The organism is Vibrio sp. CJQ_6 (genome assembly GCF_043106745.1).
Taxonomy (GTDB): Bacteria; Pseudomonadota; Gammaproteobacteria; order Enterobacterales; family Vibrionaceae; genus Vibrio; species Vibrio furnissii.
Genome location: NZ_JBICMV010000025.1, coordinates 34,950 through 57,866, shown reverse-complemented (window position 1 = coordinate 57,866; position 22,917 = coordinate 34,950). Strand labels below are relative to the sequence as shown.

Below are 22,917 nucleotides of genomic sequence, written 5' to 3'. Positions count from 1 at the left end.
GGGTGACGACAGTTGTTATATAACGCGGCGGGTTAAAACGAGAATGTGAAAAAAGAATGACTTTTTTCTTGTCATGTAACAGAGATGTGTGTTACCACTAGAGACGCAAACAATTTCGTATGATATTACGACAACATTTAGAATTATTACGATGAACTTATACGCCCGTTTCAACTCTCTGATTAGCCTTATTATCGTGGTCCTGATTATGACCGCGCGGGGGCTTGTGGGCGCAAAATAGACACCAGATTCAAAAAACCCCCGCACTGAAAAGTCCGGGGGTTTTTTTACAACTGTTAGACTTAAAAAAAGCACATGCTGATGAATCTCTCACCAGACATGGCAGGAAGAATGGGGAGCCGCACATGAGGTGCAAACACAACACAACAGACAGCGAGTCGGATCGCTGTACAGGAGGCTTACGATGACCGGAGCTCAATTAGTCGTAGCCGCATTAAGACAACAGGGAATCAAAACCGTTTTTGGTTACCCCGGCGGCGCCATCATGCCCATCTATGATGCGTTGTATGATGGCGGTGTCGAACACATCTTGTGTCGGCACGAGCAGGGAGCCGCCATGGCAGCCATCGGCATGGCCAGAGCCACACAGGACGTGGCGGTATGTATGGCCACTTCTGGCCCAGGCGCCACCAACCTAGTCACCGGCCTTGCCGATGCCTTCCTCGATTCAGTCCCTCTCGTTGCAATTACCGGTCAGGTCGCCAGTTCTCACATTGGCACTGACGCCTTCCAAGAAATGGATGTGATTGGTATGTCACTCTCGTGTACCAAACACAGCTACCTCGTGACCGATATTCATGAACTCGCCCCCACGCTGGCGGAAGCGTTTGAAGTCGCCAAAGCAGGTCGTCCCGGCCCTGTGATCGTCGATATCGCCAAAGATGTGCAATTGGGGCAAGCGCCAGTTTCCGTTTTGCCGGCGTTTACACCGCCTGCGATCCCGCAGGTCGATGCCCAACAACTGGCGAATGCGCAGCAGTTATTAGTGCACAGCGAGCGCCCGGTGTTATATGTCGGCGGCGGCGTACAACTGGCCAAAGCCACCGACACGGTGCGCGAGTTTTTGCGCCTTAACCCGATGCCCTCCGTCAGCACATTGAAAGGCCTCGGCACCATCGAGCGTCACGATCCGCATTATTTGGGCATGCTGGGTATGCACGGCACCAAGGCAGCAAACTTAGTGGTGCAGGAAAGCGATCTGTTGATCGTCGTCGGCGCGCGCTTTGATGACCGCGTGACCGGAAAGCTGGATACCTTTGCGCCCCACGCCAAAGTCATTCACATCGATATCGATGCGGCGGAATTTAACAAACTGCGTCAAGCCAATGCGGCGCTGCGCGGTGACATCAACACCATTTTGCCTCAGCTTGAACTGAGCCACGATATCTCGCCTTGGGTTCACCACAGTGAAAGCCTGCGCAGCGGATTCAAATGGCGTTACGACCACCCGGGCGATGCGATTTTTGCCCCACTACTGCTCAAACAACTGTCAGACATGATGCCAGACAGCGCCATCGTCTCGACCGACGTCGGCCAGCACCAGATGTGGGCCGCGCAGCACATTCAGCCACGCGATCCGCAAAACTTCATCTCATCGGCGGGTCTTGGCACCATGGGCTTTGGCCTGCCAGCCGCGATGGGCGCGGCGGTGGCTCGCCCGAATGACCCATCGATTCTCATCACCGGTGACGGCTCGTTCATGATGAACATTCAGGAACTGGGCACGCTGAAGCGTCGCCAGATCCCGGTCAAGATGGTGCTGCTGAATAACCAACGTCTGGGCATGGTGCGCCAGTGGCAATCACTGTTCTTTGATGGTCGCCACAGTGAAACCATTCTCGATGACAACCCAGATTTCATCATGCTGGCGAAAGCCTTCGATATTCCGGGCAAAACCATCACCACGAAAGCGGAAGTGGAACCGGCGCTGAAAGAGATGCTGGCCAGCAAAACCGCTTACCTGTTGCACGTTGCGATCGATGAAGAAGAGAACGTGTGGCCGTTGGTCCCGCCAGGCGCGTCCAACAATGATATGTTAGAGAACACCTAGGAGACGCCCTCATGCAAAGATATTTACTCGACATCAAAGCAGACGATAAACCGGTGCTGCTGGAGCGTGTTCTGCGTGTGGTTCGTCACCGTGGCTTCATCATCAAGCAGGTTGCGGCAACGCAAAACCACGAAAGCAAAATTGCCAGTGTGGAGATCATCGTCGACAGCGATCGTCCGATCTCGACACTGATTAATCAGATTGAAAAATTATGGGACATTCGCAGCGTTGATGTGACGCCCATCAAGGGCAACGAACTCCCCAATAACAACTTACAACAAAAGATTTGTGCTTAAGGAAGGCAATCATGGCAACAAAAACTGCAGATTACATTTGGTTCAATGGAGAACTGATGCCATGGGCCAACGCGACCGTTCACGTGTTGACCCATGCCATGCACTATGGCACCTCCGTATTTGAAGGCGTGCGCTGCTACAACACGCCTAAAGGTCCGATCATTTTCCGTCACCGTGAGCATGCTCAGCGCCTGATTGATTCGGCCAAGATCTACCGCTTCCCAATCCCGTATTCTCAAGAAGAGATCATGGAAGCGACCCGCGAAACACTGCGCGCCAACAAACTCGACAGCGCCTACATTCGTCCGCTGGCGTTTGTCGGCAACGTGGGCCTGGGCGTATGTCCGCCAACCGGCACCGAAATGGATGTCATCATTGCGGCGTTCCCTTGGGGCGCGTACTTGGGTGAAGAAGCGCTGGAAAATGGCGTCGATGCGATGATCTCCAGCTGGCATCGCGCTGCGCCGAACACCATTCCAACTGCGGCCAAAGCGGGCGGCAACTACCTATCTTCTCTGCTGGTGGGCGGCGAAGCGCGTCGTCACGGCTACGCAGAAGGGATTGCACTGAGCGTGGATGGTTACCTGTCTGAAGGCGCGGGCGAGAACATTTTTGTGGTCAAAAACGGTGAGATCCTCACGCCACCGACCACCAGCTCCATCCTACCGGGCATCACGCGTGATTCGATCATGACGCTGGCCAAAGACATGGGCTACAACGTGCGTGAAGCCAATATTTCCCGCGAAGCCCTGTACCTAGCCGACGAAGTGTTCATGACCGGCACGGCGGCGGAAATCGTCCCGGTACGCAGCATTGACCAAATCACCGTGGGCATCGGCAAACGCGGTCCGGTGACCGAAGCGATGCAGAAGGCCTACTTCGGCCTGTTCAACGGCACCACCGAAGACAAGTGGGGCTGGTTGGATTACGTATACCCTGAGCAAGCGAAGTAAGGAGACAAGATTATGCCTAAGTATCGTTCGGCCACCACCACCCATGGACGCAACATGGCCGGTGCACGCGCACTGTGGCGCGCAACCGGTGTGAAAGAAGAAGATTTCGGTAAACCGATTATTGCCGTGGTGAACTCGTTCACCCAATTCGTGCCGGGGCACGTCCATCTCAAAGACCTTGGTCAGATGGTGGCGCGGGAAATCGAAGCCGCGGGCGGCATCGCCAAAGAATTCAATACCATTGCGGTCGATGACGGCATCGCAATGGGCCACGGCGGCATGCTTTACTCGCTGCCCTCCCGTGAACTGATCGCCGACTCGGTGGAATACATGGTGAACGCCCACTGCGCTGACGCCATGGTGTGTATCTCCAACTGTGACAAAATCACCCCGGGAATGCTGATGGCGTCCATGCGCCTCAACATTCCGACCATTTTTGTCTCTGGCGGTCCGATGGAAGCGGGTAAAACCAAGCTGTCCGATCAAATCATCAAGCTCGATCTGGTCGATGCCATGATTCAGGGTGCCGATCCAAACGTTTCGGACGAGCAGAGCCAGCAAGTGGAACGCTCTGCGTGTCCAACATGTGGGTCGTGCTCGGGCATGTTTACCGCCAACTCCATGAACTGTCTGACCGAAGCGCTGGGCCTTTCTCAGCCGGGTAACGGCTCTCTGCTGGCCACGCACGCAGACCGTAAAGAACTGTTTTTGAGCGCGGGTCGTCGCATCGTCGATCTGACCAAGCGTTACTACCAGCAAGACGATGCCACCGCACTGCCACGCAACATCGCCACCAAAGATGCGTTTGAAAACGCCATGGCGCTGGACATCGCGATGGGCGGCTCGACCAACACCGTGCTGCACCTGCTAGCCGCAGCGCAAGAAGGTGAAGTGAATTTCGACATGACCGACATCGATCGCATGTCACGTCAGGTGCCACACCTGTGTAAAGTGGCGCCGTCGACACAGAAATATCACATGGAAGATGTGCACCGCGCCGGAGGCGTGATGGGCATTCTGGGTGAACTGCAACGCGCAGGCCTACTGCACGATGACACACGCACCGTGCTGGGATTGTCCATGGCCGAGCAGTTGGCGCAATACGACGTCAAACAAACCGACTCTGACGCGGTGAAAACTTTCTTCCGCGCAGGCCCTGCGGGCATTCGTACCACGCAGGCATTCTCGCAAGATTGCCGTTGGGATACGCTGGATGATGACCGTCAGGAAGGCTGTATTCGCACCAAAGAACACGCCTTCAGCCAAGACGGCGGTCTGGCCGTGCTGAAAGGCAACATTGCCCTTGATGGTTGTATCGTCAAAACCGCCGGCGTGGACGCGAGCATTCTCAAATTTGAAGGCCCAGCCGTGGTGTTTGAAAGCCAAGAAGATGCGGTTGAAGGCATTTTGGGCGGTAAAGTCAAAGCCGGTGATGTGGTGGTGATTCGTTACGAAGGCCCCAAAGGCGGCCCGGGCATGCAAGAAATGCTCTACCCGACCACCTACCTCAAATCCATGGGCCTTGGCAAAGCGTGCGCGCTGCTAACCGATGGTCGTTTCTCCGGCGGGACGTCTGGCCTATCGATTGGTCACGCCTCTCCGGAAGCGGCCAACGGCGGCGCAATTGGTTTGGTGAAAAACGGCGATACCATCGCGATCGACATTCCCAATCGTTCGATTGTGCTGCAAATTTCTGATGCAGAGATGGCGGCGCGTCGTGAAGCGCAAGACCAACTCGGCTGGAAACCCGTTGATCGCCAACGTGAAGTTTCATTTGCACTTAAAGCTTACGCCAGCATGGCAACCAGTGCTGACAAAGGAGCGGTGCGCGATAAATCCAAACTTGAGGGCTAATCATCTATGACGCTCACTCAACAAACTGGCGCAGATTACCTGCGCCAGATCCTGCGCGCGCCAGTGTATGAAGTCGCGAACGTGACCCCCCTGCAAGCCATGCCGCGTCTGTCGGCGCGCATTGGCAATCAGGTGCAACTCAAACGGGAAGACCGCCAGCCGGTGCATTCATTCAAACTGCGCGGCGCCTACAACATGGTGGCCAGCCTGACGGAAGAGCAGAAAAATGCGGGCGTGATCGCCGCATCGGCAGGTAACCACGCGCAAGGCATGGCGCTGTCGGGCACCAAACTGGGCATTCGAACCACCATCGTCATGCCGCGCACCACGCCGGACATTAAAGTCGAGGCGGTACGCGGATTTGGCGGCAACGTGGTGCTGTTTGGCAGTAACTTCGATGAAGCCAAAGCCGAAGCGGAACGTTTGTCTGAAGAATTTGGCTATACCTTTGTGCCGCCGTTCGATCACCCGTTGGTGATTGCCGGTCAGGGCACCATCGGCATGGAAATGCTGCAGCAAAACGGCCATCTCGATTACATCTTTGTACCGGTTGGCGGTGGCGGCCTCGCGGCGGGTGTCGCGGTGCTGGTCAAACAGCTGATGCCGGAAATCAAAGTGATTGCGGTCGAGCCGGAAGATTCAGCCTGCCTCAAAGCCGCGCTCGATGCCGGTGAACCGGTGGTGCTCGATCAAGTCAGCATGTTTGCCGACGGCGTGGCGGTCAAACGCATCGGTGATGAAACGTTTCGTCTGTGCCAGAAATACCTCGATGGCCACATCACCGTGTCCAGCGATGAGATTTGCGCAGCAGTCAAAGACATCTTTGAAGATACACGTGCGATTGCCGAACCGTCTGGCGCGCTGGCACTGGCGGGCCTGAAGAAATTTGCCGAGCAACATGGGCTGCAAGACCAGCAACTGGCGACCGTGCTGTCCGGTGCCAACACCAATTTCCACGGGTTGCGTTACGTGTCCGAACGTTGCGAACTGGGTGAAAAACGGGAAGGCCTGCTGGCGGTCACCATTCCTGAGCGCAAAGGCGCGTTCTTTGAATTTTGCCAAATCATCGGCGGCCGTGCAGTCACCGAGTTCAACTACCGCTACAGTGATGACCAACTGGCCAACATCTTTGTTGGTGTGCGGCTGATGGGCGGTCAGGAAGAGCTGAAAACCATCATTCACGAACTGCGTCAGTCCGGTTATCCGGTGCAAGATCTGTCCGATGATGAAATGGCCAAACTGCACATTCGTTACATGATTGGCGGACGTCCATCCAAACCCCTTCGTGAGCGCTTGTACAGCTTTGAATTTCCGGAATACCCGGGCGCGCTGCTTAAGTTCCTCAGCACGTTGGGGACTCACTGGAATATCAGCCTGTTCAACTACCGCAACCATGGCGCCGATTACGGCCGCGTGTTATGTGGTTTTGAACTCAGTGACGACGATCTGGCACGCTTCTCGGCGCACGTGGTGGAACTGGGCTATCAGTCGAAAGATGAAACCGACAACCCAGCCTATCGTTTCTTCCTCGCTAAATAAGACTCAAGCCACCCACTGCGGTGGCTTGTTTTTTCTCTCTTCGCCATATCCTTACTTTGACTATGCTTTTTGCGCATAGATATCATGCTAAAGTTTCATTTATTTCATAGACCTATCAGATTTAGACTACAGTCAATGTTTACCATGTGTGGAGACCCCCATGTTTCAAGCTCTGATTTTGAATCAAGAAGATAAACGTACGCTGGCCAGTATTGAGCAGATTGATGAAGCGCAATTGCCGGAAGGTGACGTGCTGATCGCTGTCGACTACTCGTCTCTGAACTACAAAGATGGGTTGGCCATCACAGGCAAAGGCAAAATCATTCGTCAGTTTCCGATGGTGCCGGGTATCGATCTGGCAGGCAAAGTGATCCGCTCACAAGATGCACGCTATCAGGCAGGTGACAATGTGGTCCTCACCGGCTGGGGCGTGGGTGAAAACCATTGGGGTGGCATGGCGCAAAAAGCGAGCCTAAAAGGCGACTGGCTGGTGCCTCTGCCACAAGGCTTTGATGGTAAACAAGCGATGATGATCGGCACCGCAGGCCTCACCGCAATGTTGTGTGTCCAAGCCCTGCTTGATGCGGGCATTCAACCTCAAGATGGCGAAGTGTTGGTGACTGGCGCCAGTGGTGGCGTGGGTTCGGTTGCCGTCACCCTGCTGGCCTCATTGGGGTATCAAGTGGCTGCAGTGACCGGTCGCGTGGCACAAAACGGTCCGCTGCTGCAAAAACTGGGCGCAGCTCGCATCATCGATCGCAGTGAATTTGAAGAGCCAGCACGCCCGCTGGAAAAACAAGTGTGGGCAGGCGCCGTCGATACCGTCGGCAGCAAAGTGCTGGCGAAAGTGCTAGCGCAGATGGACTACAACAGCGCCGTGGCCGCGTGTGGCCTGGCGGGTGGCTTTGATCTGCCCACCACGGTGATGCCATTTATTCTGCGCAACGTTCGCCTGCAAGGGGTTGACTCCGTGAACTGCCCGCGCGAAAAACGCATCGCCGCTTGGGAAAAATTGGTTGAGCTGCTGCCGGCAAGTTACTTCGAGCAAGCCTGCACTGAAATTAACCTAGCGCAAGCACCGCAATACGCAGAAGACATCACCAAGGGTCAAGTGACCGGCCGCGTGGTGATTAAGCTGTAATCTGCGCGCTCGCGACATTCTCTATCTCAAGGCCCTAATCGGGCCTTGATTCGTCCAAGCCCATGTCTTCAACCCGCTTGGCAATCAATTTACTGCACTCTTCCTTCACCATACTACGCAGCCATTCCTGCGCGGGCGAATGCTCACAGCGCGGGTGCCAAATCATCGAATAATCAAACGGCGTAAAGGAAAACGGCAGCGGCTTCACCACCAAGTCATAGCGTTCCGCAACCAGATATGCCAAGTCAGCTGGTACCGTGATGATCAGCGGCATGGTGTCGATAATCGCCAGCGCTGCTTCCAAATGATACGCCCTGAGCACCATACGGCGCGGGGGCAATCCTTCCAACGCCTGATCAAGCAGCGCTTTCACCCCATCACTGATGGCAATCATCGCATGGGGAAAATCGAGGTAATCTTGCAAGGTCATCGACTGCTGTGCCAGCGGATGGTGACGCGAAAGCAAGCACAACACCCCGACACGCCCCAACACTTCACTTTGCAGTGGTTCGACCGAACGAATCAAACGACAAATCGCCAGATCGGCGCCATCGTAAGTGAGCTGATCCACCAAGCGCTCGTGTTGCAGCGGCAGAAACTCAAATGCCACATTGGGCGCTTCCTGATAGATACGCGGCAACGCAAACGGCAAAATGGTCTGCATCGCATAATCGGTGGTGGCAATGGTAAAGGTTTGATCGCAGGATGTCGGATTAAACTCCGTCGGTGACAACAACTGACGCAGGCTTTCCAGCGGCTCACCAAGTTCACGGTTAAACGCCAACGCCTTTTCCGTCGGGATCAGGTGCTGTCCTTGACGAGTAAACAGCGGATCACCCAGCAGCTCACGCAGACGGCCAAGCACACGACTCATCGCCGATTGGCTGAGGTTCAGCCGCTCCGCCGCTTTGCTGACACTGCACTCTTCAACCAACACGCGCAGCGCCACCAGCAAATTGAGATCGCGACGGTAGATGTCTTCTAATTCCACACTCTTTTCCAGCATCAAGTTCGATTGACTCGAGTGTAACCAATCGCGTAGAAAAAACCACGCAACCTTACGTTGGGTAAAAAGCGGCTTCAATCTCATCGTCCTGCGACATGTATTTTTCGCTACGCAAACGATAACGCGCACAATCCTCTACAGATGACGTGAATCAGCGCTCAATCATCAAGTACACCGTGTAAAACCGTCACATGAGTAGCCGTTTTAACCGGCGACAAATACGGATCATCATGCGCAATATCTTGTCTAAAAATGATGAAAACGCCATCAATCACCACATCGAATGCTGTGCGTTTCATAATCAAATTACATGCCCCCATATGATCAATATGAGTTATTAATATCACGCAAAAAATAGCGAATATCGATCGATAATGTTTCTAAAATCACCAAAATTCGTTTATATTTGCCGCCTTTTTCTCCACTCGAAAAAGAGTACGCCACACATGAAACTAAATATCATGCGTGGTTTTTATCGACGCTTAAAAACATATTAACGACCTAAATGAAGAGCAGATTTTTTCTAAGTCTACTTGTCCTGACCGTGACGGTTGGTGTGACGTCCAGCTTATTTCAATGGCACCATCAACAACGTATTTATGATGATATTTCCCATCGAATGCTGAATGATTATAAAGTTGAAGTTGAACATGTTTTTTCTAACATTGAAATGAAACTTGAGGTCATGATTCATTTATTGGAATCAAAATATGGCCCAACAGACAATGCCATTCATTTAAATGAATTGCTGTTGTTTTATTTGGATTTAATTCCCATGGCGTCAGCGATATATATTAGTGATAAAGAAAAAATGCTTGGCAACGCGCCCATCATCAATCGCAATAAAATATATGCTCATGCGTCCAGGCCTTGGTTTATTGATCCCACAGAAAATCATCAACAGATTAAATACACCAATCTCTACGTGGATAAATTTTCTCAAGAACGTATCGCCACGCTCTCCAAAGTGATCTTTAACGAGCCATCCAATTACGCGGTGATCGGGATTGATATCGTGCCCGCGCGGCTGAATGTCTTGTTCGACAAAATGCAAGAAACCATACCCACCAATGTGTATGTCGTCGATAACGTCGGTGCCGTGGTTTGGGGCAGCAAAAATGCCCTGTTTGACTTAAGCCAAACCCAACTCGGTGAGGACGGCGCGTATTTTGATCACCAACAGCACAAAAAAATCTATTACAGTCGATTAAATCACCTCAACTGGACGATCATCATGGCCGTGGACGGTGACGTACTCACCAGTTCACTGTTCAAAGAGAGCCTTATTCTGTTTGTGGTCGTCGGGATCACTCTTTCGCTGCTGTGTTTTTTTTGGTGGAGTCTGTGTGAAGAATTAAAGCTGTTTTATTTCCACGTGATTCGAAAACTCAACGACAACAATCAATCGATTGATAAATTCGTCGACACCACCATCAATGACAGCCATAAAGCCGCAGATCTGATGGCCAGCCGTGTGTTGCTCGATGAACTGACTGGCGCCCTCAATCGCCGCGCCTTTGACAAAGACCTCGCCAGCGCGCTGTCTGATGAGGGGGGGACGTTGCTGGCGCTGATCGATATTGATAACTTCAAACGCATCAACGACACCTTTGGTCACCAGTGTGGCGATGACGTTTTACGCGCGTTTGCCGCCATGGCCAAAAGCTATTTTGATCACATTCAGGTGCGCAGTTATCGCTATGGTGGAGAGGAGTTCGCCATTCTGTTCAGAGGCATCAGCGCCGCACGCGCGCACGCTTTGTTGGACAATTTCCGCCACTCATTTGCCTCACGTGCATGGCGTGAAGGCATGCCTAGCATTACGTTTAGCGCCGGCCTCAAATCATGGGATGGCGAAACACTCCCCGAATTTATCTCGGCGGTGGACCAATTGCTCTATCACGCGAAACAGTCCGGCAAGAACAACATTAACGGGTCAGCGATAACCCCGAGCGCGCAATCATGAAACACTTAAGCATTTCCACCAAGGTGAACAAACTCTTTGGGTTGATGACCTCGATACTCATCATCGGCGGCATCAGTGCCTATTGGATTCAGCGTGAAGTGATTGTCGATTCTTACCACAACTTGAATCTCGATTTCGTCCTCGACTTGAGCCGAACCACCGCGCGTAAACTGTCGATCTACGAAAAAAATCTCAATCAAGTGCTGATCACCACCCAATTGCGCGAGACGTTATTCCCCGACCCAAACAGCCATCATCACGCGAAAATGCAAGATGCATTGCATTTATTGCCGTATGTCGAATCGATCACCGTTAGCGATCTACAGGGGCAAACCTTCATGACGGCAGCGTTACCCAACGCCGCCGCCCCGCACAATGACGCGCCTCAGCAGCAGCCGTGGTTTAAAAAGGTCATCTCGTATGGCTCGCCTGCGCAATTTAGCTTTTCCACGCGCGCGAGTGACGTAGGCGGTCATGCCATTCACGTCTCTTTGCCGATTTATTCTCAGGCCTTAAAACCCAAAGGCATGATTGCGTTATCGATTCGCCCATCCTTGATCACCCATTTTTTTCAGACCATTCAAGGCCCCTCCAGCGGACGCTTGTCTTTGAGTGACACCGAAGGCACCTTGATTGCGGGCATTCCCCCAGCCGCATCGCTCACCGCCGCGGATCTCACGGCCTATTCAGGCATCCATGAGGGCCATTCCGCCTTTTATTACTATTCCAACCTCTCCAACCCGGAATGGTATGTGATCTACGAAGTGCCCAAACGCAGCTTAAACCGCTTTGTGTTTCATGAGAGCAAAAGCATTGTCTATTTTCTGACCTTCTCACTGACAATCAACACCCTGTGCTGGCTGTATATGAGAAGAAGAATCCAGCAGGTCGAAAAGCATCTCGTGACCGGCTTAATGAAAGCTACGCAGGTGCCCGGCAATCTGAATATCGCCGACGCCATTCACTTGGTTTCTGAGCGACGCAACACGTTGAGGAAAGAGAGTTTGATCGACGGCTTAACCGGCCTGAACAATCGACGTGCGCTGGACAACGACCTGCCATCACTCATCGAGGATGGGGCAACGCTCGTGGCGATGTTGGACATCGATTATTTCAAGTCCATCAATGATACCTATGGCCATCAGACCGGCGACACCGTACTCAAAACATTTGCCGCGATTGCCGAGGCACAACTCCCCCCGCAAAGTACGCGCATTTATCGCTACGGCGGCGAAGAGTTCATCATTGTGTTTGTGCGCGTAACCCCATCGCAAGCGCTGGAGATGTTGGAGCAACTGCGCCTGAGCATCGCGCAATACCAATGGCATCAAGGCCCGCCCCAAGTGACGTTCAGTGCAGGGCTCGCCTCCTGCGCCGATGCTGATGCCATCTCCCTTGCCGATGCGCGCTTATATGAGGCCAAACGCAGCGGCCGTAACCGCATTATCCATGACGACGTCTCGAGGCCGGGCGATGAACCGTCCCTTGGTTAAAGCGCCGAATCGTAGGCAAAAAAATCCCGCCTTTCAGCGGGGAAGCCCAAGAAAAATGGGGATAGTGTCGGAATGTAATTGAGCGTAGTTTGACAAGTGTGTGTTAGTGTTCTTGCTCACCAGATGCACCTTGCCAGCGATGCATCTCGAGCCAAATCCCAAATAGCGAAGCACTCACGCCGAGTAGCGGCATCAATGAGGTTTCGGTTGGCGTTCGCATCACAAGGGCGCAAAAGGAAATAAAACACAGAACCGAGTAGATGGTCAGTCTGTCTAGTGCTGTCAACATATTGCACTCCCTCGTTATTTGTTACCAACTTGTTAACTAAATTAAAACAAAAAGATCACTTTGCCAAGCGCTTATTGAATATTTTTTCTTCGCCAGTATTATCTAGACCTGATTTGTGACATCCATTAGGTTTGACCATGACTTTTAATCCTGAATTAGCCACATTGGTGTTAGAAGCGGAAGGATTACGCTGCCCAGAGCCAGTGATGATGGTCAGGAAGACAATTCGTACCATGAACGACGGTGACGTCCTGTTGATTAAGGCCGACGATCCCTCGACCACGCGTGACATTCCAAGCTTCTGCCGATTTATGGATCATCAGTTGCTCGGTGCGAAAACCGACGAACTGCCGTACCAGTACCTGATTAAGAAAGGGCTGGACTAGCAGACAAAAAAGGCTGCCCGAGGCAGCCTTTGGTTTATTCCTGATGTTCGATGGCGCGGACTTCCGCTTGCAATCGATGAATCTGCTTTTGCATCGCACGGACTTCTTCATGCAACGGAATGATGTGCGCCACACGAATCCACGACTCCACCGTGAGTCCCGTCATAATGATGGCCCCCGCCACCATCGGTAACCACATGTCCGTTAGCGACATGCCAAGCAAAGTTAACGCCAGACCCAAAGTAAACAGGTAACTCTGACTTTTGGCGCTCATACCCATATAACGTGTCAGCATACACCTACCCTCTCGCGATGATGGTTGCCCTTTACACTAGCATGACAAGTATGACACGAATATGGCGAATATCACGCTATGGAGCGGAAATTGCGTGCGCCTGACCGTCGCTAATCGTTTGTTTCACAGCATATTTGTCGGTTAAAAAACCGCCGCGCCCACGGCCAATGCCGCAAACAGCGCCGCAGTCACTTTCCGAATCAGACCCAGTGGCATTTTGTCGGCCGATAATTTACCGATCAGCACCACGGGCACGTTCGCCAGCAACATACCGATGGTGGTGCCCAGAACCACCCACGACAATGCATCAGCATATTGCGCGCCCAAAATGGAGGTCGCAATTTGCGTTTTATCGCCAATTTCCGCCACAAAGAAGGCAATGAAGCTGGCCACAAACGGTCCCCGATTGGAAATCTCTTCGTCATCATCAATTTTATCGGGAATCAGCACCCAGGCGGCCATCGCCAAAAAGCTCACCACCAGCACCCATTTCAACACCTCAGGCGACAGATAATCGGCCACGACCACCCCAAGCCACGCCGCCAAAGCATGGTTGGCAATCGTTGCCAGAAAGATAGCAGCAATAATAGGGATCGGTTTACGGTATCGACTGGCGAGTAATAACGACAAAAGCTGGGTTTTATCCCCGATTTCGGCCAGTGCAACAGTAGTAATAGAGATAGCTAAAACGCTCACGACTTGCTCATTGGGGCAGGGATAATTATATAACCATAGACAAACAGACACGCCCCACCCCGGTTCGTGATGTTTGTCTAAGGTCTTGCTAAACCCGGTCGGCACCGAGTCTCGAACGCCATGGTGATTGTGCACCAATTGTGTTGACGAACGAACCGATCAAATGAGGGCATTTGATCGAGAAGCTACTCCCCAAAGACGGGGGAATTCTATCCAGCCTCGGCACAATTCTCAACCCCAAGATGACGAAAAGCGTCAACACGAGGAAATTTGCGCAGCTTAAAGGCAAAAAACTCCATGAAAAGAGAATTTCGCCGATTAATTAAGCAAGATTTCCTCTACTTTGTCGGGGAATAACTCGGTATACTTGATCGTTATTTTTTATCAATTCAGACAGAAGAATCGCGCGAACCTGACTATGCAAAAATACGATATCAAAACCTTTCAGGGTATGATCCTCGCGCTGCAGGATTATTGGGCCCAACAAGGCTGTACCATTGTTCAACCATTAGATATGGAAGTGGGCGCAGGTACGTCTCACCCAATGACGTGCTTACGAGCTCTTGGCCCAGAGCCAATCGCTACAGCGTATGTTCAACCTTCACGCCGTCCAACAGATGGTCGTTACGGTGAAAACCCGAACCGTCTGCAACACTACTACCAATTCCAGGTCATCATTAAACCGTCACCAGACAACATTCAAGAGCTGTACCTCGGTTCTCTGAAAGTGCTGGGCGTTGACCCACAAGTACACGACATCCGCTTCGTGGAAGATAACTGGGAAAACCCAACACTCGGTGCTTGGGGTCTGGGTTGGGAAGTGTGGCTAAACGGCATGGAAGTGACGCAGTTCACTTACTTCCAGCAAGTGGGTGGTCTTGAGTGTAAGCCAGTTACCGGCGAAATCACGTACGGTATCGAGCGTCTAGCGATGTACATTCAGGGCGTAGATTCTGTGTATGATTTGGTATGGACCGATGGCCCACTAGGTAAAGTGACCTACGGTGACATCTACCACCAAAACGAAGTCGAACAGTCCACGTACAACTTCGAACACGCCGATGTCGACTTCCTGTTCACCTTCTTCGACCAATGCGAAAAAGAGTGTCTCCACCTGTTAGCACTGGAAAAACCACTGCCATTGCCAGCATACGAGCGCATTCTGAAAGCCGGACACGCGTTCAACCTGCTGGATGCACGCAAAGCGATTTCCGTCACGGAACGTCAACGCTACATCCTGCGTATTCGTAACCTGACGAAGTCAGTGGCTGAAGCTTATTACGCATCCCGTGAAGCACTGGGCTTCCCAATGTGCAAAAAGTCCGAAGAGAAGTAAGGGGAAGACGTCACATGGCAAAAGAATTTTTGATTGAGCTGGGTACGGAAGAGCTGCCGCCAAAACAACTGCGTACACTGGCAGAAGCGTTTGCAGCAAACTTTACTGCAGAACTGAACAATGCGGGCATCGCACACGATGGCGTGACTTGGTACGCCACCCCACGTCGTCTGGCACTGAAAGTGGCCAACTTGGCAGAAGGTCAACCGGACAAAGTGGTTGAAAAACGGGGTCCTGCGGTCAGCGTCGCGTTTGATGCCGACGGCAACCCAACCAAAGCCGCACAAGGCTGGGCACGCGGCAATGGCATTACCGTTGAGCAAGCTGAACGCCTCGTCACCGACAAAGGTGAATGGCTGCTGTTTAAAGAGCAAGTGAAAGGCCAAGACACCGCTGCCGTGGTTGTCGACATGGCTGCCAAAGCACTGGCTCATCTGCCGATCGCCAAACCGATGCGTTGGGGCGATAAAGAAACGCAATTCATCCGTCCGGTCAAAACCCTGACCATTCTGTTTGGCGACACCCTGATCGACGGCGAAATTCTCGGCGTGAAATCAGACCGCATCATCCGTGGCCACCGCTTCATGGGTGAACCTGAATTCACCATCGATTCGGCAGCGCAGTACCCTGCGATTCTGCTAGAGCGCGGTAAAGTGATTGCTGATTACGAAACCCGTAAAGCGATGATCATCGACGGCGCCCAAAAAGCGGCTGCAGAACTGGGCGGCATTGCCGACCTGGAAGACGATCTGGTTGAAGAAGTGACCTCGTTGGTTGAATTCCCAGTGGTCCTGACGGCGAAATTTGAAGAGAAATTCCTCAAAGTGCCAGCGGAAGCCCTGGTGTACACCATGAAAGGTGACCAGAAATACTTCCCAGTTTACGACGCCAACAAGCACCTGCTGCCTAACTTCATCTTCGTGTCCAACATCGAGTCCAAAGAGCCTCGCCATGTTATTGAAGGGAACGAGAAAGTGGTTCGCCCACGTCTGGCTGACGCCGAGTTCTTCTTCAACACCGACCTGAAGAGCAAACTGGTTGATCGCCTGCCTCAGCTAGAAACGGCAATTTTCCAGCAAAAACTGGGCACCATCAAAGACAAAACCGATCGTATCACCGAGCTTGCAGGTTACATTGCTGAGCAAATCGGTGCCGATGTCGAGAAATCCAAACGAGCTGGTCTGCTGGCCAAATGTGACCTCATGACCTCCATGGTGTTCGAATTTACCGACACCCAAGGTGTGATGGGCATGCACTACGCCCGCCACGACGGTGAAGCCGAAGAAGTAGCTGTGGCACTGAACGAGCAGTACATGCCGCGTTTCGCTGGCGACAGCCTGCCAACCAATGGCGTGTCTGCCGCTGTCGCGATGGCGGACAAACTGGACACCATCGTGGGTATCTTTGGTATTGGCCAAGCGCCGAAAGGCAGTGACCCGTTTGCCCTGCGCCGTGCATCACTGGGTGTACTGCGTATCATCGTGGAATACGGTTACAACCTGGATTTGGTCGACCTTGTCGCCAAAGCGAAATCACTGTTTGGTGATCGCCTGAGCAACGACAATGTTGAGCAAGACGTGATTGAATTCATGCTGGGCCGTTTCCGTGCTTGGTACCAAGACGAAGGCTTCAGCGTGGACATCATTCAAGCGGTGTTGGCACGTCACCCAACCAAACCGGCTGACTTTGACCGCCGTGTGAAAGCGGTGTCGCACTTCCGTGACCTCGACGCGGCCGAAGCGTTGGCAGCAGCGAATAAACGTGTGGGTAACATCCTGGCGAAATTCGACGGCGAGCTGGCGCAAGAGATTGACTTGGCACTACTGCAAGAAGACGCAGAAAAAGCGTTGGCAGAAGCGGTCGAAGTGATGACTGAAGCACTGGAACCAGCATTTGCCACCGGTAACTACCAGCAGGCACTGAGCCAACTGGCGGGTCTGCGTGAACCGGTCGATGCGTTCTTCGACAACGTGATGGTCATGGCCGATGATGAAGCGCTGAAGAAAAACCGTCTGACGCTGCTGAATAACCTGCGTAACCTGTTCCTGCAAATCGCGGATATCTCCCTGTTGCAGAAATAACGTCGTTCTTCGACTTGGTTTGTTCAAAGCCCGACTCTCTGGAGTCGGGCTTTGTTTTTTGATCGAAAACAAAATAGTACTTTGCCTGTCAAAAACATTGCGGTATGTTCAAGAACTACTCTAAATGGCGGAGATTCCTCCCGCTAACCAACAAGATACAAACACAACACTTTAGGCAGTCGAATCATGCAGTTTTCTACTTTTGGCGAGAAATTTAATCGGTACTCCGGAATAACCCAGTTAATGGACGATTTAAACGATGGTCTGCGCACGCCAGGCGCCATCATGCTCGGTGGCGGCAACCCGGCCGCGATTCCGGAAATGCTCGATTATTTTAAACTCACCAGTGAAGAGATGCTGGCCGACGGCTCTCTGATTGCTGCCATGACCAACTACGACGGCCCACAAGGCAAAGATGTGCTGGTCAAAGCACTGGCCACACTATTGCGCGACACGTACGGCTGGGACATCAGCGAAAAAAACATCAGCCTGACCAACGGCAGCCAAAGCGGCTTCTTTTATCTGTTCAATTTGCTGGCCGGGCGCCAACCGGACGGCAGCTTCAAGAAAATTTTGCTGCCACTGGCCCCGGAATACATCGGCTATGGCGATGCGGGCATCGACGAAGATATTTTTGTCTCCTACCACCCAGAAATCGAACTACTCGATAACGGCCTGTTCAAATACCACGTCGATTTTGAGCAGCTTTCCGTCGATGAATCGGTGGCGGCGATTTGTGCCTCCCGACCAACCAACCCAACTGGCAACGTGCTGACGGAAGAAGAAATCCATAAGCTGGACCAACTGGCGCGCGACAACAACATTCCACTCATCATCGACAACGCTTACGGCGTGCCGTTTCCCAACATCATTTTTGAAGACGTGGAACCCTTTTGGAACGACAACACCATTTTGTGCATGAGTCTGTCCAAGCTAGGGCTGCCGGGCGTGCGCTGCGGCATTGTGATTGCCAGCGAAGCCATCACCCAAGCGCTGACCAACATGAATGGCATCATCAGTTTGGCGCCGGGGAGTGTCGGCCCAGCGGTGGCGCATCGCATCATTGAAAAAGGCGATCTGCTGCGTCTTAGCCAAGACGTGATCAAGCCGTTCTACCGCCAGAAATCACAGCGCGCGGTGGCCTTGCTGCAACAGGCGATCGACGACCCACGTTTTCGCATTCATAAGCCTGAAGGCGCAATTTTTCTGTGGCTGTGGTTTGATGAACTGCCCATCACGACCCTAGAACTCTACCGTCGCCTTAAAGCACGTGGCGTGCTGATCGTGCCGGGAGAGTATTTCTTCATCGGCCAAAAAGAAGACTGGGCGCATGCCCATCAGTGCCTTCGCATGAACTACGTGCAGAACGATGACGCGATGCAACAAGGCATTGCTATCATCGCCGAGGAAGTGAAAAAAGCGTACTTGGAAGGTTAACCACCGCGCATAAAAAAGCCCGCCGAAGCGGGCTTTTTCATTATTGATTCTCAAGCAACTGGGTGCCGTTGATGGCAATTTTGCGCGGTTGCATTGCCTGCGGAATTTCACGTTCTAAGTCGATGTGCAGTAACCCTTTTTCCATCACTGCGCCAATCACTTTGACGTAATCTGCCAGTTGGAACTTGCGCTCAAAATCGCGTTCCGCAATGCCCTGGTAGATGTAGTTTTTATTCTCTTCCGGCTGGCGTTCACCACGCACAATCAGCGTATTTTCTTGCTGCGTAATGTCCAGTTCATCCTCCGCAAATCCAGCCACCGCCATGGTAATGCGGTATTTGTTCTCTTCTTGCTGTTCAATGTTGTATGGAGGGTAACCGCCCTGTGTATTTTTGGCGGTGTTGGCTTCCATCATGTTCAACAGACGGTCAAAGCCAATTGCGTTGCGGTATAAAGGCGTGAAATCTACAGTTCTCATCATACTATCCTCTTGATTAAGCAATAGTCTTAACCTTGATCGGTTAAGGCACGGTCCTCATTCTTCAGACATGAGGCCATTGATTGGTTAATGGTGTAGTGGCGTTGATCCTCATCGGAGCGATCCCGCGTCACCACGGTGTGGGAATCCATTCGGCATCCCCTTCAGTTTCATATATAAGGTCGCGCAGCGTACTTTCAAGCCATGTACCAAAAATTTTTTTCAATCATCAAAAAGCCCGATCATTGATCGGGCTTCTCGCACTTTATCCAGACTCGAGGCGATTAACCGCGTGATTTACGCAATTTAATCACGCCGTTCTCCTGCGCTTTTTCCTGCTTCTGGCGACGTTTTTCTTTCAGGGTCATTTGAGGTTTCTTTTGCATCTGCTTACTCATGAGGATCTCCGTTCACTGACATAAGACGCAGCCACATCGCAAAGGACGAGCTGGCGGCTGAACTTCATAGACAATTTCGGTAATCGCATATCGGCGAGAACGACCGAGAATACGGAGTTCCAACACGTCATCGCGCGCCCGCCCCATGAGCGCAGAGCCTAGGTACGAATCCCAAGCCAACTGGCCAGACAGCGGTTGATGCTGATGAGACGCCACCAGCGTCATGCGATACTGATGATAACGTTCGGTATCCACCAAATGCACCGTATCTCCCAGCGCAATACGCGTGGCATTGCGACAGCGTTTCTGCAGCGCGCAGGTGTGTTGCAGTTGCAACAAACGCAGCGGTGACTGATACGTCACAAAGCGGCTGGTCAGCCACCAGGTGCGTATGGCATCACCACATGCCATGATAAAACGAGCGAACATGATGGCTCCTTTGAACGCATTACCGATTCAACAATCTTGGGTAGGTAAACCGGAAGTGACGCCACTCCCGGCTTAAGCCAGGAACGTAACCATCTGCTGCCTCCTTGATGCTTTGTTATCCAACTCATTGCACTATAGCGAGTTCACCATAGAAAGCAAAAGCGCCCAGCGGAACAAAATGGCGCCCCACCCTAAGAAAAGACACAAAGTGGCAACAGGGCTCAGAAAGGAAGGAGGAAGCATCGAAAAGGGGTGAAAAGAGGGATAAAGTTGCAATTTGTCTGCAACAAGAAATAAAAAAGCAGCGAACCTGTCGCTGCTTTTGTGCCTGGATTAAACCGACTATACGTCGAGGTTCGCCACTTTCAGGGCGTTGTTTTCGATGAACGCACGACGAGGTTCAACTTGATCCCCCATCAGTGTGGTAAACAGCTCATCCGCACCCACGGCATCATCGATGGTGACTTGCATCATGCGACGTGTTTCTGGATCCATGGTGGTTTCCCATAGCTGATCCGGGTTCATCTCACCCAAACCTTTGTAGCGCTGTACAGACAAGCCACGGCGTGATTCTTTGATCAGCCAATCAAGGGCCGCTGCAAAGCTCGCCACCGGTTGTGTACGCTCGCCACGTTTGATGTATGCACCGTCTTCGATCAGGCCATGCATCGCTTCAGACAATTCAGCCAGCTTGCCGTACTCTTTGGAGTTCAGCAGATCCACACTCAGCAGGTATTCGTGCGTCACACCGTGTGTGCGTACTTTGATGCGCGGTGAGTAGACGTTGTGTTCCGCGTTGTGTTCCAGCGTGAAGCTGTATTGGCTCGCGCCCACTTCTTTGGCGTTCAACTGATCAATCAGTTGTTGCGTCCACGCTTGCGCGCCAGCTTCATCCTGACATTTTTCAGCCGTCATGCGTGGCATGTAGATGAATTCATGGATCAGAGAATGCGGGTAACGACGGCTCATGCGTTCGATCAGTTTGATGGCAGCATTGTATTGCTGAACCAATTTCTCCAACGGTGCGCCCGCCAATGCTGGTGCGTCAGCGTTCACGTGCAGCTCTGCGTTGTCCATCGCCAGTGCGATCTGGTATTGGTTCATCGCCTCTTCATCTTTGATGTACTGCTCTTGTTTGCCTTTCTTCACTTTGTACAAAGGTGGCTGAGCAATGTAGATGTAGCCACGTTCAATCAGCTCCGGCATTTGACGGTAGAAGAACGTTAGCAGCAGCGTACGAATGTGAGAACCATCGACGTCCGCATCGGTCATGATGATGATGTTGTGGTAACGCAGTTTGTCTGGGTTGTATTCGTCACGGCCGATACCGCAGCCCAGCGCTGTGATCAGCGTGGCCACTTCTTGCGATGACAACATCTTGTCAAAACGTGCTTTTTCTACGTTAAGGATTTTACCTTTCAGCGGCAGAATCGCCTGATTCTTACGGTTACGACCTTGTTTTGCAGAACCGCCCGCTGAGTCACCCTCCACAATGTAGAGTTCAGACAACGCTGGATCTTTTTCCTGACAGTCCGCCAGTTTGCCGGGTAGGCCCGCGAGATCCAGTGCGCCTTTACGACGTGTCATTTCACGTGCTTTACGTGCCGCTTCACGCGCACGTGCTGCATCGATGATTTTGCTACACACGATTTTCGCTTCCGATGGGTTTTCTGCCAAGAAGTCATTCAACTTCTCGCCCATGGCCGATTCAACCGCAGATTTCACTTCTGAAGACACCAGTTTGTCTTTGGTTTGGCTCGAGAATTTTGGATCAGGCACTTTCACCGACACGACCGCCGTCAACCCTTCACGCGCATCGTCACCCGACGTCGCGGTTTTGGCTTTCTTGCTGTAGCCTTCTTTGTCCATGTAAGTGTTCAGTGTACGCGTTAACGCCGCACGGAAACCGGCCAAGTGCGTCCCACCATCGCGCTGTGGAATGTTGTTGGTGAAACAGTAAATGCTTTCTTGGAAACCATCGTTCCACTGCATCGCCACTTCCACGCTGATGCCATCTTCACGTTCAGAGTTGAAGTGGAATACTTTCTCGTGGATGGGCGTTTTGTTGCGGTTCAGGTGGTTTACAAACGCTTGAATACCGCCTTCGTACATGAAGTGATCTTGTTTGTTGTCTTCGCGCTCATCCACCAGCTTGATGGACACGCCAGAGTTCAAGAACGACAGCTCGCGCAGGCGTTTCGCCAGAATTTCGTAATGGAATTCGATGTTGGTAAAGGTTTCAGCGCTTGGCCAGAAACGGACCATGGTGCCGCTGCGATCGGTATCACCCACGACCGCCAATGGCGCTTCAGGAACACCGTGACGGTAGGTTTGGGTGTGCACTTTGCCACCGCGGTGAATGGTCAGGACCACTTTTTCCGACAGGGCGTTCACCACCGACACACCAACCCCGTGCAGACCACCGGATACTTTGTAGGAGTTGTCATCAAACTTACCGCCGGCGTGCAGAACCGTCATGATGACTTCTGCCGCAGACACTTTTTCTTCAGGGTGGAGCTCGGTCGGAATACCACGACCGTCATCGCTGACCGATACCGAGTTATCTTCGTGAATGGTCACGATGATGTCTTTACAGTAACCCGCTAACGCTTCATCAATCGAGTTATCCACCACCTCAAAAACCATGTGGTGCAGACCGGTGCCATCATCAGTGTCGCCGATGTACATACCCGGACGCTTACGTACCGCGTCTAGACCCTTCAGTACTTTAATACTCGATGAATCGTAATTATTCGACATGAGTTACTCTCTC

20 protein-coding genes are annotated in these 22,917 nt (G+C 52.3%); 12 read left to right on the top strand and 8 right to left on the bottom strand.

Features of this window, described 5'->3' with window-relative positions:
• Window positions 1-424: 424 nt before the first annotated feature.
• The 6 genes from ilvG (at window position 425) to ACF8PK_RS14135 (ending at window position 7,854) form a co-directional block, all read left to right on the top strand.
• Window positions 425-2,071, top strand: a complete 1,647-nt coding sequence (gene ilvG / locus ACF8PK_RS14160) for an acetolactate synthase 2 catalytic subunit (RefSeq protein ID WP_392441883.1) — start codon at window positions 425-427, stop codon at window positions 2,069-2,071.
• An 11-nt stretch (window positions 2,072-2,082) separates the two neighbouring features.
• The gene (gene ilvM, locus ACF8PK_RS14155) at window positions 2,083-2,367 is read left to right on the top strand and encodes an acetolactate synthase 2 small subunit (RefSeq protein WP_004728751.1); all 285 of its coding nucleotides are present in this window, start codon (window positions 2,083-2,085) and stop codon (window positions 2,365-2,367) included.
• Between the two features lie 11 nt (window positions 2,368-2,378).
• Window positions 2,379-3,320, top strand: a complete 942-nt coding sequence (gene ilvE / locus ACF8PK_RS14150) for a branched-chain-amino-acid transaminase (protein ID WP_004728750.1) — start codon at window positions 2,379-2,381, stop codon at window positions 3,318-3,320.
• A 12-nt stretch (window positions 3,321-3,332) separates the two neighbouring features.
• Window positions 3,333-5,174, top strand: a complete 1,842-nt coding sequence (gene ilvD / locus ACF8PK_RS14145) for a dihydroxy-acid dehydratase (RefSeq protein ID WP_004728749.1) — start codon at window positions 3,333-3,335, stop codon at window positions 5,172-5,174.
• A gap of 6 nt (window positions 5,175-5,180) precedes the next feature.
• Window positions 5,181-6,713, top strand: coding sequence for a threonine ammonia-lyase, biosynthetic (ilvA, locus tag ACF8PK_RS14140; protein ID WP_004728748.1), 1,533 nt, complete (start codon window positions 5,181-5,183; stop codon window positions 6,711-6,713).
• A gap of 160 nt (window positions 6,714-6,873) precedes the next feature.
• A complete protein-coding gene (locus ACF8PK_RS14135) occupies window positions 6,874-7,854 on the top strand; it encodes an MDR family oxidoreductase (protein ID WP_004728747.1) in 981 nt (326 codons plus the stop codon).
• Between the two features lie 34 nt (window positions 7,855-7,888).
• Here the strand turns inward: ACF8PK_RS14135 and ACF8PK_RS14130 are convergent, their stop codons facing one another.
• Window positions 7,889-8,845, bottom strand: a complete 957-nt coding sequence (locus tag ACF8PK_RS14130; protein WP_038152669.1) for a LysR family transcriptional regulator — start codon at window positions 8,843-8,845, stop codon at window positions 7,889-7,891.
• A 173-nt stretch (window positions 8,846-9,018) separates the two neighbouring features.
• Entirely contained in the window at window positions 9,019-9,159 is a 141-nt protein-coding gene (locus tag ACF8PK_RS14125; RefSeq protein WP_199244850.1) for a hypothetical protein, read from the bottom strand.
• Between the two features lie 476 nt (window positions 9,160-9,635).
• On the opposite strand from ACF8PK_RS14125, the gene ACF8PK_RS14120 reads away from it, so the two are divergent.
• Both ACF8PK_RS14120 and ACF8PK_RS14115 read left to right on the top strand, forming a co-directional pair.
• The gene (locus ACF8PK_RS14120) at window positions 9,636-10,826 is read left to right on the top strand and encodes a diguanylate cyclase domain-containing protein (RefSeq protein ID WP_392441880.1); all 1,191 of its coding nucleotides are present in this window, start codon (window positions 9,636-9,638) and stop codon (window positions 10,824-10,826) included.
• Window positions 10,823-12,319, top strand: coding sequence for a diguanylate cyclase (locus ACF8PK_RS14115; protein ID WP_392441878.1), 1,497 nt, complete (start codon window positions 10,823-10,825; stop codon window positions 12,317-12,319). Before ACF8PK_RS14120 ends, ACF8PK_RS14115 begins: the two co-directional genes overlap by 4 nt.
• A 103-nt stretch (window positions 12,320-12,422) precedes the next feature.
• Here ACF8PK_RS14115 and ACF8PK_RS14110 read toward each other — a convergent pair whose 3' ends face one another.
• Window positions 12,423-12,608: a hypothetical protein gene (locus ACF8PK_RS14110; RefSeq protein ID WP_038152659.1), complete on the bottom strand. Its 186-nt coding sequence runs from the start codon at window positions 12,606-12,608 to the stop codon at window positions 12,423-12,425.
• Window positions 12,609-12,745: 137 nt separating this feature from the next.
• On the opposite strand from ACF8PK_RS14110, the gene tusA reads away from it, so the two are divergent.
• Window positions 12,746-12,994: a sulfurtransferase TusA gene (gene tusA, locus ACF8PK_RS14105; RefSeq protein WP_004728740.1), complete on the top strand. Its 249-nt coding sequence runs from the start codon at window positions 12,746-12,748 to the stop codon at window positions 12,992-12,994.
• A 34-nt stretch (window positions 12,995-13,028) separates the two neighbouring features.
• Here tusA and ACF8PK_RS14100 read toward each other — a convergent pair whose 3' ends face one another.
• Complete coding sequence (locus ACF8PK_RS14100; RefSeq protein WP_014204166.1) at window positions 13,029-13,289, bottom strand: hypothetical protein; 261 nt, start codon at window positions 13,287-13,289, stop codon at window positions 13,029-13,031.
• A 141-nt stretch (window positions 13,290-13,430) separates the two neighbouring features.
• Complete coding sequence (locus ACF8PK_RS14095; protein WP_004728738.1) at window positions 13,431-13,985, bottom strand: TMEM165/GDT1 family protein; 555 nt, start codon at window positions 13,983-13,985, stop codon at window positions 13,431-13,433.
• A 418-nt stretch (window positions 13,986-14,403) separates the two neighbouring features.
• Between ACF8PK_RS14095 and glyQ the strand changes: the two genes are divergently transcribed.
• The 3 genes from glyQ (at window position 14,404) to ACF8PK_RS14080 (ending at window position 18,839) form a co-directional block, all read left to right on the top strand.
• Complete coding sequence (gene glyQ / locus ACF8PK_RS14090; protein ID WP_004728737.1) at window positions 14,404-15,321, top strand: glycine--tRNA ligase subunit alpha; 918 nt, start codon at window positions 14,404-14,406, stop codon at window positions 15,319-15,321.
• A 14-nt stretch (window positions 15,322-15,335) separates the two neighbouring features.
• Complete coding sequence (glyS, locus tag ACF8PK_RS14085) at window positions 15,336-17,402, top strand: glycine--tRNA ligase subunit beta (protein ID WP_158107900.1); 2,067 nt, start codon at window positions 15,336-15,338, stop codon at window positions 17,400-17,402.
• A 186-nt stretch (window positions 17,403-17,588) separates the two neighbouring features.
• On the top strand, window positions 17,589-18,839 hold the full coding sequence (locus ACF8PK_RS14080) for a valine--pyruvate transaminase (protein ID WP_158107899.1): 1,251 nt from the start codon (window positions 17,589-17,591) through the stop codon (window positions 18,837-18,839).
• A gap of 40 nt (window positions 18,840-18,879) precedes the next feature.
• Here ACF8PK_RS14080 and ACF8PK_RS14075 read toward each other — a convergent pair whose 3' ends face one another.
• The 3 genes from ACF8PK_RS14075 to gyrB form a co-directional block, all read right to left on the bottom strand.
• Complete coding sequence (locus tag ACF8PK_RS14075) at window positions 18,880-19,317, bottom strand: Hsp20 family protein (protein ID WP_038152653.1); 438 nt, start codon at window positions 19,315-19,317, stop codon at window positions 18,880-18,882.
• 410 nt (window positions 19,318-19,727) lie between these two features.
• Entirely contained in the window at window positions 19,728-20,144 is a 417-nt protein-coding gene (locus ACF8PK_RS14070; RefSeq protein ID WP_014204170.1) for a GreA/GreB family elongation factor, read from the bottom strand.
• A 342-nt stretch (window positions 20,145-20,486) separates the two neighbouring features.
• Window positions 20,487-22,904 (bottom strand): DNA topoisomerase (ATP-hydrolyzing) subunit B, encoded by a 2,418-nt coding sequence (gene gyrB / locus ACF8PK_RS14065; RefSeq protein WP_038152652.1) that lies wholly within the window; start codon window positions 22,902-22,904, stop codon window positions 20,487-20,489.
• Window positions 22,905-22,917 lie beyond the last annotated feature (13 nt).